Below are 19,351 nucleotides of genomic sequence, written 5' to 3'. Positions count from 1 at the left end.
TGACGTCGAGAATCGCTGCGACGGGCACGTTTCCGAGAATCGTGGTGTCGAACTCGATGCTGGTTATCGGTTCCCAGCCGGCACCGTTCGAGAGCCCGTGCGGCGGGTAGTCGAATCGGCCGAGGTAGTTGAGGGTGATTTGGGGTTGGGGGAGGTTGCGGAGTTGTGTTGCGGTGTGGGGGTTGAGGTAGCGGAGGGGGCCGTATCCGGTGCCGTGGTCGGGGGTGTTGTGGAGTTGTTCTTTGATGGTGGTGAGGGCGTGTCCGGTGGCGGGTCCGCCGGTGAGGGCGTCGTGGAGGTCGATGTCGGTGAGGTCGAGGAGGGCGGGGTGGATGGTGGTGAACCAGCCGAGGGTGTGGGTGAGGTCGGCGCCGGGGATGTGGGTGTTGGTGCGGCCGTGGCCTTCGATGGTGACGAGCAGGGTGTGGGTGGGGGTGTGGTGTCGGTGGCGCCAGGTGGTGACGGCGAGGGCGAGGGCGGTGAGGAGGGCGTCGTCGATGCCGCAGTGGTAGGTGGTGGGGAGGGTGGTGAGGAGGGTGTGGGTGGTGTGGGGTGGGAGTTCGGTGGTGGTGTGGGTGGTGGTGTGTTCGGTGTCGTGGGTGGGGTCGAGGGGTCTGGTGCCGAGTGGGGGGTCGGGGGTGGTGAGGATGGTGCGCCAGTGGGGGAGTTCGTGGGTGTGGTGGGTGGTGGTGTCGGTGAGGGCGTGGGCGTAGCGGCGGGCGCTGGTGGTGACGGGTGGGAGTGTGGGGGTGGTGCCGGTGGTGTGGGCGTGGTGGGCGGTGGCGAGGTCGGGGATGAGGATGCGCCAGGAGACGCCGTCGATGGCGAGGTGGTGGATGGTGAGGAGGAGGTGTCCGGGTTGGGTGTGGGGGTCGAGCCAGACGAGTTGGAGCATGATCCCGTTCTCGGGATCGAGTCGGTGCGTTGCGGCGTCGAGTTGCGCGCGTGCCGTCGCGGCGAGGTCGTTGTCCGAGTGCGTCTCGACCGCGACGTGGGTGATGAGGGGTGCGGCGGCGATTGTTCCGGCCGGTGGGATCTCGAGGACGGTGTCCTGGTCCGTTTTTCCGCGCCGGAGTCGGGCTCGGAGCATGTCATGGTGGTCGAGGACCGTCTGCACGGTGGCGGTGAGAGTGTCGGTGTTCAGGTCGGGTGGGGCGGTGAGCAGGACCGATTGGCAGAACGTGTCGAGGTCGCCCCCGCGCTCGAGCAACCACCGCGCGATCGGCACGAGCGGTGCGGTCCCGACGCCACCGCCGGGAAGCTCGGCCAGCACGTCCTGCTTCACGGTGGCGGCGACCTCGGCGAGTGCGGCCACGGTCTGGTGCTCGAAAATGTCTCGGGGAGTGACGAAGACACCGTCCTCGTGGGCGCGGGACACCAACTGAATCGCCATGATGCTGTCGCCACCGAGTGCGAAGAAGGACTCGTCGGCACTCACGGACGGCACGCCGAGGACCTCCGCAAAAATCTCGGCGAGGGCCAACTCGCTCGCGGTCACCGGGGCGCGACCCGTAGAGACGCGTTCGGCGAAGTCGGGTGCGGGCAACTGTCGGCGATCGAGCTTGCCGTTCGGGGTCAGCGGCAGGCGGTCCAGGACCACGAGCGTCGCAGGCACCATGTGCGGTGCGAGAATCGTTCGGGCGAAGCCGAGGACCCGATCGATGTCGACAGCCCTCGTCTGTTCACCGTCCCGGACGGGTACGACGTACCCGATCAGGCGCTCGGTGCCTCGGTCGTCGGGACGGACCGACACCGCGGCCTGTGCGACATCCGGGTGGCGGACGAGCGTGGCCTCCACCTCTCCGGGCTCGATCCGGTAGCCGTGGAGCTGAACCTGGAAGTCGGTGCGTCCGAGGAACTCGAGTTGGCCCTGCGCGTTCCAGCGTGCGAGGTCACCGGTGCGATACATGCGTCCTCCGCGCCCGGCCGGGTCCGCCACGTACCGGGTCACCGTCAGCCCGGATCGGTGCAGGTACCCACGGGTGACCTGGTTCCCGGCAACGTACATCTCGCCGGTCACTCCGGTGGGTACCGGGTGGAGCCGCCGGTCGAGGACGTACACGCGCAGTCCCGGAATCGCCCGGCCGATGACCGACCGCGCAGCGGGACGAGGGTCGCCGAGGGGATGCCTGGTCACGTGCACGGTGGTCTCGGTGATGCCGTACATGTTCACGAGCTGGGGTCGGGTGTGATCGTGCCGGTCGAGCCAGTCGACGAGGTGACCGTGCTCGAGGGCTTCGCCGCCGAAGACGACGTACCGCAACGCCAGGTCGGTCGGCTGGTTCCGTTCCGCCGTGGCCAACTGGGCGAACGCGGTGGGAGTCTGGCACAGGACCGTCACCCGCTCGCGGCGGAGCAGGCTCAGGAACTCGTCGGGTGCGCGGGCGGTGACGGTGTCGACGATGACCAGTCGGCCCCCGTGCAGGAGGGCGCCCCACAACTCCCATACCGAGAAGTCGAAGGCGGCCGAGTGGAAGAGCGTCCACACGTCGGTCTCGGCGAAATCGAACGCAGTCCGGGTGTTGTCGAACAGTGTCGTGAGATTACGGTGTGTCACCACGACACCTTTCGGGCGTCCGGTCGACCCCGATGTGTACACGACGTACGCGACCGCGTCGGGGGTGAGCGCGGCCCGTCTCTCGGGATCGGTGATCGGATCCGGCGACAGATCCAGCAGGTGTGCGCGTGTGTCCGCGTCGTCGACGAGCACGGTGGGAAGGTTCCGCCGCAGTCGGGCCGCGTGGTCGGTCGTGGAGACGAGACACACCGGGGCGGCGTCGGACATCGTGGCGTCGAGCCGGTCGGCCGGGTGACCGACGTCGAGGGCGAGGTAGCCGGCTCCCGCTTGCTGTGCGGCCAGCAGGGCGACGACCAGATCGATTGAGGGTGGCAGTGCTACGGCGACGACCGTGTCGGGGGCGGCGCCCAGTTCGACGAGATGCCGGGCGAGTCGGTAGACGCGGGCACCGAGTGCCGCGTAGGTGAGCGTTTCGCCGGTATCGGTCAGCGCCGATTCGTCGGCGAAGCGGCGGACGGACCGAGTGAACCGGTCGGCGAGTATGGCCTCGACTGGCTCCGCCGGCGGCGAAGGTGTGCTCGACCCGGTCGTCAGCGCGGTCCGTTCGGTGGCGTCGAGGAGGTCGACGTCCCCGACTGGCCGGCCGGGGTCCGCGGTCACCGAGTCGAGGAGCCGGAGGAAGCGCGCGGCGACACCCTCGACGGTGGTGCGGTCGAAGATGTCGGTGGCATAGGTGAACGCGGCCGACAGGCCGGGGTTCGCGGCGTCCGCATGCTCGCGGAGGGTGAGCTGAAGGTCGAACTTCGCGAGGGGCGGAGTGTCCTCGGCGACCGTTACCGTCAGGTCCGGCAGTTCGAGGTGGAGTGGTACCTCGGTCCCATAGTCGATCAGGACCTGGAACAACGGTGTGTGCGTCGTGGACCGCTCCGGTGCCAGGATGTCGACAAGCATCTCGAAGGGCAGGTCGGCGTGCATGAATGCACCGAGGTCCGCGTCGCGGGTTCTGGTCAGGACTTCGCGGAACGAACCGGCCGAGTCGACCGGGGTCCGGAGGACGAGCGTCCCGACGAACATGCCGACGAGTTGGTCCAGCCGGGGATCGGGGCGGCCGGCGACGGGGGTGCCGATGACGACGTCGTCCGTGTCGCACAGGCGCGCGAGCAGCGCGGCGAAGGCCGCATGCAGAGTCATGAACGTGGTCGCCCCGGTACTCCGCGCCAGCGCACGCAGGCGGTGGTGTACGTCGGCGGGGATCTCGAAGCGGATGGACTCCCCGTGGTGGGTGCGGTGGGTGGGTCGGGGTCGGTCGGTGGGGAGGGGGAGGGTGTCGGGGAGGTTGGTGAGTGTGGTGGTCCAGTAGGTGGTTTGGGTGTGGGTGGTGGGGGTGGGGTGTTGGGGTGTGCCGAGGAGTTGGTGTTGCCAGTGGGTGTAGTCGGTGTAGGTGAGGGGTAGGGGTGTGGGGTGGGGTGGTTGGTGGTGGGTGTGGGCGGTGTAGGCGGTGGTGAGGTCGTGGGTGAGTGGGGTGAGGGAGTGGCCGTCGGCGGCGATGTGGTGGAGGACGAGGGTGAGGGTGTGGTGGGTGTTGTCGAGTTGGTAGAGGTGGGTGTGGAGGGGGGTGTCGGTGGTGAGGTCGAAGGGTTGGGTGGTGTCGGTGTTGATGTGGTGGGGGAGTTGGGTTTCGGTGGTGGGGGTGGGTGTGAGTGGTGGGGTTGTGGGGTGGGGGTGGATGTGTTGGGTGGGGTGTCCGTGGTGGAGGGGGTAGGTGGTGTGGAGGGGTTGGTGGCGGTGGATGAGGTCGGTGAGGGCGTGGTGGAGGGCGGTGGTGTCGAGGTGGCCGGTGAGGTGGAGGGTGAGGGGGATGTTGTAGGTGGGGGTGGTGGTGTCGTATTGGTTGAGGAACCAGATGCGTTGCTGGGCAGGCGAGAGCGGTGCGTACTCCGGTTCTTGCGCGGCGGCGGTCAACGGGGGGCGCGGCTCCGATTGTGTGTCGTCCAGGAGCAGCCGCGCCAGAGCGCGCGGCGTGGGGGCCTCGAACAGGCTCCGTACGGCGAGGTCGGTATGCAGGGTCGTGTTCACACGGGCGACGGCCCGGGTCGCCGTCAGCGAGTCTCCACCTGCCGCGAAGAAGTCGTCGTCCACTCCCAGACTCGACAGGTCGAGTGCCGCGGCGAGGGTTTCCGCGACGGTCTGTTCGAGTGGGGTGGCCGCCGACACCTGCGCGGGGAGCGGGGTGGATCGGAGGGCGCGGAGTGCGTCGCGGTCGAGCTTGCCCGACGGCGTCCGCGGAACCACGTCGATCTCGATGACCGCGGACGGAACGAGCTGTGCGGGAAGCCGACCGGCCAGGTAGTCGCGGAGTTCTCGGGGCCCGGCCGCACCGGCGGTCGTCACGTAGGAGATCAGTGTCGCGTCCTGATCGGTCGTGTCCGGGCCGCCCGTCGAGGGGAGGGTCGCGCTGAACGTGACCGCCGGATGACCGGACAGCACCGCGTCGATCTCGCCGGGTTCGATCCGGTACCCCCGCACCTTCACTTGTGAGTCGGTGCGACCCAGGTACTCGAGGACGGCAGACCCTTCGCGTCCGGTGTTCCAGCGGACGACATCACCGCTTCGATACATGCGACCGCCCGGTGGGCCGAACGGATCGGCCACGAAACGGGTGGCGGTGAGTGCGGGCTTGCCGTGGTATCCGCGGGCGATCGCGTCACCCGCGATGTACAACTCGCCCCGGGCCCGGATCGGGACCGGTTGCATTCGAGCGTCGAGTACGACCTCGGTGACGCCGCGGATCGGGCCGCCGATCACATTCGCACCGTCGGCGGCCGGATCGTCCGAAATATCCGCCGCTACGGTACTTTCCGTCGGTCCGTACGCGTTGATGAGTCGACAGTGCGGAGACCACCGGCGAATCACCTCGGGGGTGCACTTCTCACCGCCGGTCACGACGCACTCGAGGTCGTCCAGGCCGTCCGGGTCCAGGGCAGTCAGCGTCGTGGGGGTCAGGAAAGCATGGGTCACCCGGCTGTCGGCGAGATGCCGACGCAGTTCATCCCCGCCGTAGATCGTGGTGGGCACGATCACCGCCGTGGCTCCCGCGGACCACGTGAGCAGATACTCGAGTACCGACGCGTCGAAGCTGGGAGACGCGAAATGCGCCACCCGGGACGCTGCTGTCACCCCGGTACACTCGCGCAACGTGGTTGCGAGAGAGTTCACTCCACGATGACCGACCACCACACCTTTCGGAACCCCCGTGGAGCCGGACGTATAGATCAGGTACGCCGCGTTGTCGGGGCGGATCGTTGGCGCCGGACAAGCCTCCGAAACACCGGCGTGTGGTAGCCGGCCGGCACCCGTGCCCTCGATGTCGATCCACGTGACGGTGTCCGGCAGCGCGTCGCGACGACTGCTCGTGGTGAGCCCGACGAGGACTCCGGAATCGGCGACCATGTGCTGGATGCGGATCTGCGGATACGTCGGGTCGACGGGCACGAACGCGGCGCCGGTTCCGGCGACGGCCCAGACTGCGAGGACTGACTCGAGGGACCGCGGTATCGCGATGGCGACCACACTTTCCGGACCCACACCCGACTCGACGAGACGGTCGGCAAGGAGCAATGCGCGGGCCTCGAGTTCGGCATACGTCAGCCGGCGGGCCCCGTCGTCTACGGCGACGGCGTCGGGCGAGCGCTCGGCGGCGTCCCCGAGGATCGCGCCCAGGGTCCGCGGCTCGTCGGCCGCCTCACCCAGGGCGGGCACCACGGCTCGCTGCTCCGCAGCATCGAGAAGGTTCAGGCGGGCGATCGGCAGGGACGCGTCGGATCCCATGGCGACGAGCACACGCGCCAGTTGTCCGAGGATCGCGTCGACGCTGTCGGCGTCGAATGCCGACAGCTGGAAGATGCCCCGCAGGTGGAGTGTGGTGTCGGTGGTGGCGGCGAGTGCGAGGGGGTAGTGGGTGGCGTCGGTGGCGGAGGTGGTGGTGATGGTGAGGTCGGTGGGTGGGGTGGTGGTGTGGTGGGGGTAGTTCTCGTGGACGGTGATGGTGTCGAAGGTGGTGGCGTGGGGGTTGGGGATGTGGGTGAGGGGGAGGTGGTGGTGGTCGAGGAGTTGTGTGTGGGTGGTGTGGGTGCGGGTGAGGAGGGTGGTGAGGGTGTCGGTGGGGTGGAGGGTGATGCGGACGGGGATGGTGTTGATGAAGAGTCCGATCATGGTTTCGATTCCGGGGATGTGGGGTGGGCGTCCGGAGACGGTGGTGCCGAAGGTGATGTCGGTGGTGCCGGTGTGGGTGGCGAGGACGAGGGCCCAGGCGGTGTCGATGATGGTGTGGAGGGTGAGGTCGTGGGTGCGGGCCACGGTCCGCAACGCATCCGTCTCGGCGGCCGTCAGTGCCACCACGCGCTCCGCGCAGGAACCCGGATCCCGGTGAGGTTCGAGGCCCGGTGCGAGCCGCGTAGCGTCCTCGACACCCTCGAGCGCACGACCCCACGCGGCGACGGACGCCGAGACGTCGCGTGTGCCCAGCCATTCGAGGAAATCACGGTACGGCCGCACCGGCGCAAGCGCATCGGGATCCGCGTGGCTCTCATAGAGCTGGAGAAGTTCGTGCAGCAGTAGTGGGGTGGACCAGCCGTCGAGTACCAGATGATGGTTGGTGAGCACCAGATGGTGGTCGTCGGGGCCGGTCGTCACGAGGGTGAATCGCAGGAGAGGCGGCTCGGCCGGGTCGAACGGCGCGGCGCGGTCCGCGGTGACGATGTCGCCGAGTTCTGCGGCGGGACGGTGTGCGGTGGTGACGTCGTGGTGCGCCCAGGCGAGAGCAGTGGTCGTCACGACCTGTACCGGTGTGCCGTCCGCCGTGTGAGTGAAGGCCGCGCCCAGGTTCGGATGACGACCGAGCAAGGCTGCCCCGGCGTCGCGTAGACGGTCGGCGTCGAGGGGTCCGCTGATGTCGAGGACGAGTTGGACGACGTATGCGTCGGCAGCGGGGCCGCCGAGTTCGGCGTGGAACAGTAGACCGGCCTGCAAGGGGGTGAGGGGCCAGACGTCGGTGAGGGTGGGGTAGTGGTGTTGGAGTGCGTCGAGGGCGGGTTGGTCGAGGTGGACGAGGTCGAGGTCGCTGGGGGTGAGCCGGCCGGCGCCGGGTCGGCTGATGTGGTCGGCGAGGGCGGTGAGCGCTTCGGTCCACAGCTCGGTGATGTCGTCGACATCGGTTGCGGCAAGGACACCGGCGGCGTAGGACCATGTAGCCGTCAGCCGTGCAGCGCCCTCCGTGACGACCGTCGCGGCATCGATTGTCAGGACGGCTGCAGCAGCAAGGTCCGAGTCGGGTCGTCGGCTGAGATCCACATCCGTCACGGGCATCCAGCCCGCCTCCGGACCTGACGGCGGGTAGTCGAATCGGCCGAGGTAGTTGAGGGTGATTTGGGGTTGGGGGAGGTTGCGGAGTTGTGTTGCGGTGTGGGGGTTGAGGTAGCGGAGGGGGCCGTATCCGGTGCCGTGGTCGGGGGTGTTGTGGAGTTGTTCTTTGATGGTGGTGAGGGCGTGTCCGGTGGCGGGTCCGCCGGTGAGGGCGTCGTGGAGGTCGATGTCGGTGAGGTCGAGGAGGGCGGGGTGGATGGTGGTGAACCAGCCGAGGGTGTGGGTGAGGTCGGCGCCGGGGATGTGGGTGTTGGTGCGGCCGTGGCCTTCGATGGTGACGAGCAGGGTGTGGGTGGGGGTGTGGTGTCGGTGGCGCCAGGTGGTGACGGCGAGGGCGAGGGCGGTGAGGAGGGCGTCGTCGATGCCGCAGTGGTAGGTGGTGGGGAGGGTGGTGAGGAGGGTGTGGGTGGTGTGGGGTGGGAGTTCGGTGGTGGTGTGGGTGGTGGTGTGTTCGGTGTCGTGGGTGGGGTCGAGGGGTCTGGTGCCGAGTGGGGGGTCGGGGGTGGTGAGGATGGTGCGCCAGTGGGGGAGTTCGTGGGTGTGGTGGGTGGTGGTGTCGGTGAGGGCGTGGGCGTAGCGGCGGGCGCTGGTGGTGACGGGTGGGAGTGTGGGGGTGGTGCCGGTGGTGTGGGCGTGGTGGGCGGTGGCGAGGTCGGGGATGAGGATGCGCCAGGAGACGCCGTCGATGGCGAGGTGGTGGATGGTGAGGAGGAGGTGTCCGGGTTGGGTGTGGGGGTCGAGCCAGACGAGTTGGAGCATGATCCCGTTCTCGGGATCCAAACGTGTGGCGGCAGCACGGGACTCGACCTCGGCCCGGCCCTTCAGGTCGGCCGGATCATCGAGTGCGACCCGGCGGATCAGCGACTCGACCCGTGGAGCCTGGTGGGCGGCCACGACCTCCAACACCGTGTCTTCGTCCGTTGTCCCGCGCCGGAGCCGGGCCCGAAGCATGTCGTGGTGGTCGAGGACCGTCTGCACGGTGGCGGTGAGAGTGTCGGTGTTCAGGTCGGGTGGGGCGGTGAGCAGGACCGATTGGCAGAACGTGTCGAGGTCGCCCCCGCGCTCGAGCAACCACCGCGCCGCCGGTGGCAGCGGGAAGGAGCCGATCCCTCCGCCCGGAAGTTCGGAGAGGACCGCGCGCGGCTCCGGCCGTGTCGAGATCGCGCGCGCGAGCCGGGCGATCGTCTTGTACTCGAACACATCCCGCGGAGTGAGTGCCAGCCCGGCGGTCTTCGCGCGTGCCACCAACTGGATCGCCATGATGCTGTCGCCACCGAGCGCGAAGAACGAGTCGTCGACACCTACGGACTCGAGGCCGAGCACGTCGCGGACGAGGGTTACCAACGACTCTTCGACAGCTGTTCCGGCCGAGCGGAATTCCGCGGCGCGGGTCGTGAAGTCGACGACCGGAAGCGCGTTCCGGTCGACCTTCCCGTGGGGCGTCAACGGCAGCGTGGACAGTGAGATCACCGCGGACGGAACCATGTGCGAGGGAAGAAGTGACCTCGTGTGATCGAGCAGTTCCTCCTCTGCTACGTCGATGCCGGGGACGGGGACGACATATCCGACGAGGTGGTGTGCGCCGTTGCGATCGGCTCGCGGCACTACCACGGCCTGCGCGATCCCGGGGTGACGCAGGAGGGCGGATTCGACCTCGCCGGGCTCGACGCGGTAGCCGTGGAGCTGAACCTGGAAGTCGGTGCGACCGTGGTAGTCCAGCTGTCCATCGGGGTTCCAGCGGGCCAGGTCTCCGGTTCGGTACATGCGGGAGCCTGGGGCGCCGAACGGATTCGCGACGAACCGTCCGGCCGTGATCCCGGGCCTGCCGAGATACCCCCGCGCCAACTGAGCCCCGCCGAGATACATTTCGCCGGTCACCCCGGGGACGACGGGGTGCAGCCGACCGTCGACGACGTACACCTGTGTATTCCACACCGGCGACCCGATGGGCACAGTGGTGGCAGCTCGAGCGGCTGCGACGTCGTGGTACGTCGCTGTCACCGCCGCCTCCGCGGGACCATACATGTTGCCGAGGCGGACACCCTGCGCGAGCACGCTGCTCGCCGTCCGTGTACTGATCGCCTCACCCCCGGTCAGGACCCGGCGCAGGGACCCTGGGAAGGAGTGCCGATGATCGTTGACGAACACGTCGAGTAGGGAGGGCACGAACTCCACCACTGTGATCTGCATGTCGTCGAGGAGGCCGGACAGATAGTCGAGGTCGAACTGCCGATCCGGCGGCAGGAGGACCAGGACGCTTCCTGAACACAGAGCCGCGAAACACTCCCAGATGGCAACGTCGAAGGCGATCGGCGCCTTCTGTACGGTGCGGTCGTGCTCGTGTATCGGGAGCTGTGCCTGCGACCAGGCCAGCTGATTCGCTATCGCCGCGTGGGATACCGCCACGCCTTTGGGTGCGCCGGTCGAGCCCGATGTGTAGACCACGTAGGCCAGGTTGTCGGGGTGCAGTGATGCGCCGCGGTCCACGTCGGTCACTGGTGCTGTGTCTCGGGCCTCGTGGTCGATGTCGTCGAACCGTGCCACCGGAAGTCCGGTGGGAACGGGTACATCGGCGTCGCCGGTGGTGACGACGAGAGCCGCCGACGCGGATTGGATCAGTGATTCGATGCGGTCGGTGGGGTGGCTGGGATCGAGTGCGAGCACCGCAGCACCGGACTTGACCACCGCGTACATTGCGGCGAGCATCTCGACGGATCGCGGGATGACCAGGGCCACTATGGATTCGGCGCCGATGCCGCGTGCGAGGAAGGAATGCGCCAGCCGGGTGGACCAGGTGTCGAGTTCGGCGTAGGTGAGGATTCGATCCTCCCCGCGGACGGCCGGGGCATCGGGTGTCGCAGCGACCTGGGCCTCGAACAGGTCCACGATCGTCGTGGCCGGAAGGTCGTGGGCCGTGGCGTTCCACCGGTCGAGGACGAGCCCGCGTTCGGCGTCGTCGAGGATGTCGACGTCGCCCACCACCGTCTCGGGATTCGTCAGGGCGGCGGTGATCACCCGAAGGAGCCGGCTGGAGAAGGCACGGATCGTGCCGGCGTCGAACAGGTCGGTGGCATAGACGATCTGCCCGCTGATACCCGTAAGCGAACCGTCCTCGGCCGGTTGTTCACGCACCACCACATTCAGGTCGAACGGCGACACCCGGGGCTCGAGGTCCGTGACATGAGCCTCGAGGCCGGGCAATCCGAGGCATGGTGGCTCGATGTTCTGGAACGACAGCATGACCTGGAACAACGGATGAAGGGCCGCCGAACGCGGTGGGTGAAGTTCGTCCACGAGGGTTTCGAACGGGATGTCGGCGTGCGCGAAGGCCGCCAGATCGGCGTCGCGCACCGCCGCCACGACGGCACCGAACGGTGACGCCGGATCGACGGTCGTGCGCAGAACGAGAGTGCCGACGAACATACCGACCAGGGGATCGAGTGTCTGTTCGCCGCGGCCGGCGGTCGGCGATCCGACGACGACGTCCGTGGTGGAGGCGAGCCGGGACAGCAATACGGCCAGGGCCGCGTGGATGACGACGAAAGTCGTCGTGTCGTGGGCACGGGCGAAGTCGATGAGCCGGCGGTGCGTCCTCTCGGGCATCACGAACGGCACCGCTGCGGCCCGGTACGACGCGGTGGCGGGACGTGGCCGATCCAGCGGCAACTCCAACCGTTCGGGAAGATCGGCGAGCGCCGTGCGCCAGAAGTCGAGTTGCCGTGCCACCGGCGACGCCGGGTTGGTCACGGATCCGAGGACCTCCCGCTGCCACACCGCGAAATCCGAGAACCGGACGGGCAACGGCTCCCACACGGGAGCACGGCCGACGCGGCGCGCGGTGTACGCGGTGGAGAGGTCGCGCGCCAGGGGAGCCAGCGAGGACCCGTCGGCGACGATGTGGTGCACGACGACGGCCAGGACATGGGCGTGGTCGTCGAGTTGCCACAGTCGGACGCGTACCGGCGGACGGACCGTGACGTCGAACCCCTCGGCGACGACTTCGTCGACGAGGCCGGAGACACGCGCTGCGTCGGCCACCGGAATCGGTGCCAGATCGACCGGCACGCTCTCGGCGGGGACGACGACCTGCACCGGTCCGGTGTCGGTCAAGGGGTAGAGGGTCCGCAACGGTTCGTGCCGCACGAGGACGTCGATCAGGGCAGCGTGTAGCGCGGGGACGTCGAGGAGACCGGTCAGCCGGACCACCATCGGAACGTTGTAGACGGCCGACGTCACGTCGAACTGGTTGACGAACCACATACGCTGCTGCGCGAACGACACCGGTGCGGGTTCGGTATGGGCCCGTGGTCCCAGGGCGGGTCTGTCCGGGTGCACCTCGCTCGCATCGAGGACGGTGGCGAGTCCGCGTACCGTGGGCGCCTCGAAGAGGGAGCGGATTCCGATCCTGGTTCCGAACGCCGAATCGATTCGGGCGACCACTTTCGCCGCGTCGAGCGACGTGCCACCCAGTTCGAAGAAGTTGTCGTCGACACCGACGCCACCGATACCGAGAACCTGGGCGATCACCCTCGACACCGTCTTCTCGGTCGGGGTGGCCGGGGCGTGGTAGACGGGTGCGTGCCGCAGCTCCTCGGGAACGGGAAGGGCGTCGAGGTCGACGTCCCCCGTCTCGGTGACGGGCAGTCGGTCGAGGACGACGACAGCGCCCGGGACCCAGGGCGGGGGCAAGATCATGGCGGCGTGGGCGCGGACCTCGGAGATGGTCGTCGTCGATCCGGGTGCCGGCACGACATACGTCACAAGGGCGGGCTTTCCGGCGCGAGGGGTGTGGTCGACGGTGACGGCATTCGCGACCTGCGGGTGCGCGGTGAGGACGGTGTCGATGTCGCCGAGCGGGATGCGGTATCCGCGCAGTTCGGACTGGAAATCGCGGCGCCACAGAATGTTCAGGCCTCCGGTCGGCGTGAGGCAAGCGGCATCGCCGGTGCGGAGCATGCGTTCGCCGGGCGGGCCGAAGGGACTCGCCACGAAGTGGGTGCTCGTCGCTGCGGCCCGGCGATGGTAGCCACGAGCGAGCGTGGGTCCACCGATGTACAACTCACCGACGACGCCGGGTGGGACAAGCGCGAGGCGGTCGTCGAGGACCGCGAATCTTCGTCCTCGCGCGGGCCGGTATTCCATCCGGTCGGCACCGGCTTCCGGTGCACGATCGGTGGCGGCGGCGAACCAGACGGCCTCCACGGACGCGTAGACGGCGACAACTTCAGGGGCAGCCACGACCGCGGCGTCGACGGGGTCACCGGTGAGCAGGACCGAGCGAAGTTCGTCCGCCGCCGGCGCGGATTCCCTTGCTCGGGACAGGTGCTCGTACGCGGCCGGGGTCTGGGCGACCATGTTCACGTCGCGGCGGTGCAACAGGTCGGCCAGGGCGGACGGTGCGGAGGCAGTGGCGTCGTCGACCACCTCCAGCCGACCTCCATGGAGGAATGCGCTCCACGGGGTCAGGACGGTGACGCCCGGCGCGAAGGTCGGGACCATTGCCCAGACCTCGCCGGCCGGGACGGCGGGACGTGCCAGTGCCGACAGCACTGCACGGTGAGTCACCGATACCGGTTTCGGCAGCGCGGTCGACCCGCGTGTGAGCAGGACGTAGGCGGCGGTGTCCGGGCTGGGACCGGCGCCGACGTCGACGGCGGTGAGGGGGTGACCCGACCTGCGCGCGAGGTCGGCGACGGTGCCGGGCGCGTCGAGGACGAGGGTGGGAACGTGACCGTGGGGAAGATGTTCTTCCACAGCGGATATCGTCACAAATATCGCGACGTCAGGGATCGTCCGGGAGGTTTGCGTGGGCGACGCCCATCCGGGATCGAGTGGTAGGCACACGCCGCCTGCCGCGAGCACGCCCAGTGTGACGGCGACGTAGTCCATCGAATGGGGAATCGCCACGGCGACGAGGCGTTCCGGTTCCGCTCCGTGATCGTGGAGCAGCCGGGCGATTCGGTTCACCCGGTCGGCGAGTTCGCCGTACGACAGCGTGTCACCCGCGAACGACACCGCGACGGCGTCTGGTTGCCGTGCCGCCGTCCGGGCAAACTCCGCGGGCAGCGTCGTCGCGGGGCCCGGTTCGTCCGGTGCGGTCCACGAACGGAGGGCGACGTCACGATCCCGGTCGGTGAGCAGATCGATGTTCCCCACCACGGTGTCCGGCTCCGTGGTCACGATATTCAGGACGCGGACGAGCCGGTCGGCGAGCCCACGCACCGTCTCTTCGTCGAACAGATCGGTGGCGTATACGATTCCGCCGTCGATTCCCTGCGGCGCCCCGCCGTCATCGCGGCGTTCACTGAGCCACACCTGCAGGTCGAATTTACAGATCTTCGGGTCGTAGCCGACGGCCGCGACGTGCAGACCGGGCAGGTCGAGCTCCCGCGCCTCGTGTCCGGCAGGCAGGACGTTCTGGAACTCGAGAAGAACCTGGAACAACGGTGAACGACTGTCCGTGCGTTCGGGTTCGAGGGAGTCCACCAACTTCTCGAACGGATAGTCGGCGTGTGCGAACGCGCCCAGGTCCACATCCCGCACAGTGCGTACGGTGTCCGCGAAGCCCGCCTCGGGATCGATGCGGGTGCGCAGCACGAGCGTGTTGACGAACATGCCCACCACGTCGTCGAGTGCGGGCTCCCCACGTCCCGCGACCGGGGTGCCGATGCTCACATCGTAGGTGCCGGCGAGCCGGGCGAGCACGACTGCCAGCGCCGCGTGACACGTCATGAAGAGTGTGGACGTGCAGGTTCGGGACAGTGCCCGCATGCCGGCGTGCAACTCCGGAGGCAGGTGGAAGTCCACTCGGCCGCCGTGCAGGGACCGCCGCTGTGGGCGCGGACGGTCGGTCGGCAGCGCGAGAAGGGGCGGCGATCCCCGGAGCGACTCACTCCAATAGTCGAGTTGCCGCGACGCGAGGCTGTCGGGATCGGTGGGCCGACCCAACAGTGCGTGTTGCCACAAGGCGTAGTCCACGTACTGCACGGCCGGCGGTTCCCAGGCGGGGGCGCGTCCCTCGACCCGGGCACGATAGGCGGCGGAGAGGTCACGAGCGAGCGGACCAGCCGACGCACCGTCGGCCGCGATGTGATGGATCACCAGGGCCAGCACGTGGTCGGTGTCACCGATCGTGAACAGAGATGCTCGGAGCGGCGCGTCGACGGTGACGTCGAACGGCGCGGCCGCGGCCCCGGCGACGTGTGCGTCGAGGCCGGTCGGACCGTCGACCCGCACGGTCTCGACCCGGGGCAGCGCCCGTTCCGCGGGCAGGATCACCTGATGTGGTCCGTCGTCCGAGGTCGGGTACACCGTGCGGAGCGACTCGTGCCGTTCGACGACGTCTGCGATCGCTGCTTCGAGGGCACCGACGTCGAGGTGACCGGTGAGCCGGACGACCAGCGGAATGTCGTAGGCCGGGGAGTGCGGGTCGTACTGGTTGACGAACCACATCCGTTCCTGCGCCGGGGAGAGCGGAATCCTGGCGGGGCGGGGGAACCGGCGGAGGGGAGGCCGCTCGGAGCCATCGCCGCGCCGGCTCTCGACGATATCGGCGAGTGCGGCGACCGTCGGGTGCTCGAAGAGATCACGGACGTCCAGCGAGGTTTCCAGGGCGGAATTCAGCCGTGCCACCACCCGGGTCGCCGCCAGGGAACCTCCGCCGAGATCGACGTAGTCGTCGTCCACACCGACACCCGTGACACCGAGCACGGTCTCGAACACCGACGCGACCGTCTCTTCCGTTGGCGTGCGCGGCCGGTGGCCGGCGCCGCTCCGCGGGGCGAACGTCGGCGCCGGGAGCGCGGCACGGTCCAGCTTGCCGCTCGGGGTGCGCGGAATGACGTCGAGGGGGACGACCGCGGCAGGGAGCATGTGCGCGGGCAGTGTGCGCGCGAGCCGACGGTGCATTTCCCCGACGTCGACGCGCCGCCCTTCTGCCGGGTGAACGTAGGCGATCACCGCGGCATCTCCCGTGTTCGGGTCGGTCGCGGCAGTTGCGACAGCGAACCCCACGCTCGGGTCGGCACGCAGGACTGCCTCGATCTCCCCGAGTTCGATGCGGAAACCGCGGACCTTTACCTGGAAGTCGCTGCGCCCGACGTAGGCGAGGTCGAGGGCGGCGGATGGATCCTCCCCGTGCCGGACGCGCCATCGCACGAGATCGCCGGTCCGGTACATCCGCGTCCCCGGCGACCCGAAGGGCGCGGCCACGAAACGTACGGCATCGAGTCCGGCACGGTTTCGGTATCCGCGCGCGAGGCCTGGGCCCGCGAGGTACAGCTCGCCTACGGTGCCCGGCGGAACCGGGTGCAGCCGGTCGTCGAGCACGACGACCTCGAACCCGCATGCCGGCGCTCCGAGGCTGACCGGCTCATCCGGCACCAACGGTGCGCTGATGGTCGACATGATCGTCGCCTCGGTGGGCCCGTAGGCGTTGACGACGCGCGGCCCCGGCGCCCATGTGGATACGACTTCTGGCGGGCAGACCTCGCCGGCGACGGTGAGATGCGACAGGGTCGGCGCGCCACGTCGTTCGAGCGTGGCGAGCGTGGTCGGAGTGAGGACGGCGTGGGTCACCTGATAGTCGTTGAGTACTCGCTCCAGTTCCGCACCCCCGACCACTTCGGGCGGGACGATCACCACACGCGCACCGGATCCGACAGCCGCGAGCAGTTCGAACAGGGAGGCGTCGAAGCTCGGGGACGCGAACTGGGCCACCCGCCCGGTGGGCGGCACGTCGAGCCCTTTAATCTGTGCGGCGATCAGATTCGCGATCCCGCGGTGGGTCACCACTACCCCTTTGGGGACGCCGGTCGATCCTGACGTGTAGATGAGATAGGCCGGGTGGTCCCACCGCAGCGGGCGGGGGCGGTCGGCGTCGCCGACCGGTGTACTGGTGCGGACGGAAGTGGTGTCGTCGGCGTTGCGGTCGTGTAGTTCGATCCACTCGACGTCACCGGGTAGGTCGCCCAGGTGGCGGCTGACCGTGACCCCGAGATTCGCACCGGAATCGGTGAGCATGTGCGCGATGCGGGCTTCGGGGTATCCGGGATCGACGGGCAGGAAGGCGGCCCCGGATTTCGCGACTGCCCACACGGCGCGGACGAGATCAGCGGATCTCGGGAGCGCGAGAGCGACGACGGTTTCAGGGCCGGCGCCCCGGGAGAGGAGAACGCGAGCGAGCTGGGTGGATTCCTCGTCCAGCTGACGGTACGTGATGCCGGTACCGTCACCAGCAGCGTCGACGACGGCGATCGCGTCGGGGTCGCGGTGTGCCGCATTTGCCAGTATTTCGGGCAGCGTGCGCGGCGGAACTCCCGGATCGCCGCGCGCGGGTACGAGCCGGCGCCATTCGGCGGAACTCAACAGGTCCAGATCCGCGATCGGGATGTCGGGGTGCGCTGTGACCTGGTCGAGTACCCGGACCAGACGGTCGGCGAATCCGCGGATCGTCGACGGCTCGAAAAGCTCCCGCGCGAAGGTCAGTCGGAGGTCGAGCCCGGCGCGTCCGGGATGTTCGACGATGTGGATCCAGAGGTCGGCGCCCTCGTCGGACCGGCTGTCGGGTTCGTGAGGGTGATCGCTGGTCTGCAAGTCGAACCCGACCTGGAACGGGTGCCGGCCCGCAGATGCTGCTGGAATCGCGAGTGCGGCGGCGATCTCGTCGAAGCTGACGTCGGCGTGCGTGAACGCACCGAGTTCGGTCGTACGTGCGCGCTCGACGAGCTCGGTGAACGATTCGGTGCCGTCGACCCGCATACGCAGAACCAGAGGCCATCCGCCTGAGCCCGCGGGTGTCCCGAGGACGACGTCGCGGACCCCGCCGAGACGAGCGAGCAGTGCCGCGACGGCCGCATGCGTGACGGTGTACGTGGCGAACGGGCAGTCCCGTCCGAGGGTCTCGATCCGGTGATGCAGGTCCGCGGTCACGTGCGCCTCGACGTGCTCTCGCCGGCCGTCGACGGTACCTGCCCGGCGGGTGTGGTCGCGGGGAAGAGGTGTGTCGTGGGCCAGGTCGGTGAGCATCGTCCGCCAGTAGTCCAGATGTGCTGTGCGCCTGTGGATCCGATCTCCTTCATGTGCGGACTCCGCGTGCACCTCGGCCACGGGATCGCCGGGATCCGCCGCGAGAAACTCCTCGAGGAGGCCCACGAACGACCGATGGTGACGAGCCAATTCGTCCCGGGAGTAGCGGTGGGGGTTCCCGCGGAATTCGATGACCATCCGCCCGGCAGCGGTGGTGCGGTACACATTGACCAGCAGATCCTCCACCGGCCCCGACGTGACCACGTGAAAGTCTCCGGTGAGCGGTCCGAACTGGATCCGGCGGTGGAAGAGCATGACGTTGACCATCGGCCCGCACAGCGATTCCGCCGCTGCGGTCTCGCGCCGGATGTCCTCCAGCGTGAACCGCTGATGACGAAGAGCACCCAATATTTCGTGGTGTACCCGGCGGGTGAGGGAAGCCACGGTGTCGTCGGGTGCGGTTGCCACCGGCAGCGGAGCGAGCCCGACGAGCATCCCGCCCGATCGCTGCAGCAGTGTGGTGGTGCGGCCCGACACCGGGAGGTCGACGACCACGTCGTCTTGTCCGGTCATCCGGGCGAGATACGTGGCGAAGGCGGCGATCACTCCGGTCGCCGGCGGCGTGCCGAGCCGTTCGCCGGAACGGTCCAGTCGCTCCGTCGCGGCCGTCGACAGCAGGGTCTTCTCGAGAATGCTGTCCGCGACGGCGGGTGCCACTGTCGGCGACAGGCTCGAGTTGGAACGGAGACCGGCGAGGCGGTCCCGCCAATACGCCCGATCGGACTCGTAGTGCCTCGACGACCGATACTCCTCGTCGAGACGGTGAAGGGTGCGCAGATCTGCGGCACCGGCCGGTTGCGGCGTCCGTGCCTCCACACGCGCGGTGTACAGGGCGGCGATTCGGTTCACCAGCGTCATCGCTCCGTAACCGTCCAGTGCGACATGGTGAATTCTGCTGTACCACAAGTAGCAATCGTCACCGACTTGTAACACCGTCGACGTCGCCAGCCGGTCCCGCGTCGGATCGAGCGGCGCGGTGTAGTCCCGCGTCATCCACGCGTGGGCCGCCGCGACGGGGTCCGGCTCGTCTCCGAGGTCGACATATCCGGTCGACAGCTCGATGGTCGGGTCGACGATTTGGAACGGCTGCCCGTCGATCTCGAACACCCGCAGGAACGCCGACTGGAACTCACGACCCGCGGTCACCGACGCGTCGTCGAGGGCCGCGAGATCCAGAGCGCCGCGCACCTCGACGTACTGCGCAATGCACCTCGGGACGTCGGGGGCGAGGCGCTGGGCCAGCCAGATTCCGCGCTGCACGGGCGTCAGCGGGAAGGCGTCGGGCCGACTGCGAACGGTCGCGTCGCTCCTGTTCCTGGTATCCAC

At 68.7% G+C, this 19,351-nt stretch carries 1 protein-coding gene (running past one end of the window); it reads right to left on the bottom strand.

Annotated features, from left to right (window positions below; genetic code table 11):
- Positions 1-19,351 carry the 5' portion of a non-ribosomal peptide synthase/polyketide synthase gene (locus PSR88_RS01095; RefSeq protein ID WP_342338029.1) on the bottom strand. Its footprint begins 7,265 nt before the window's first position, so only the first 19,351 of its 26,616 coding nucleotides appear in the window; it begins with the start codon at positions 19,349-19,351; its stop codon lies beyond the left edge, outside the window.

Source organism: Rhodococcus sp. DK176 (assembly GCF_038447315.2).
Taxonomy (GTDB): domain Bacteria; phylum Actinomycetota; class Actinomycetes; order Mycobacteriales; family Mycobacteriaceae; genus Rhodococcus_F; species Rhodococcus_F jostii_A.
Note: the sequence above shows the minus strand (reverse complement) of the source record. Positions and strands in the feature narration are given on the sequence as shown.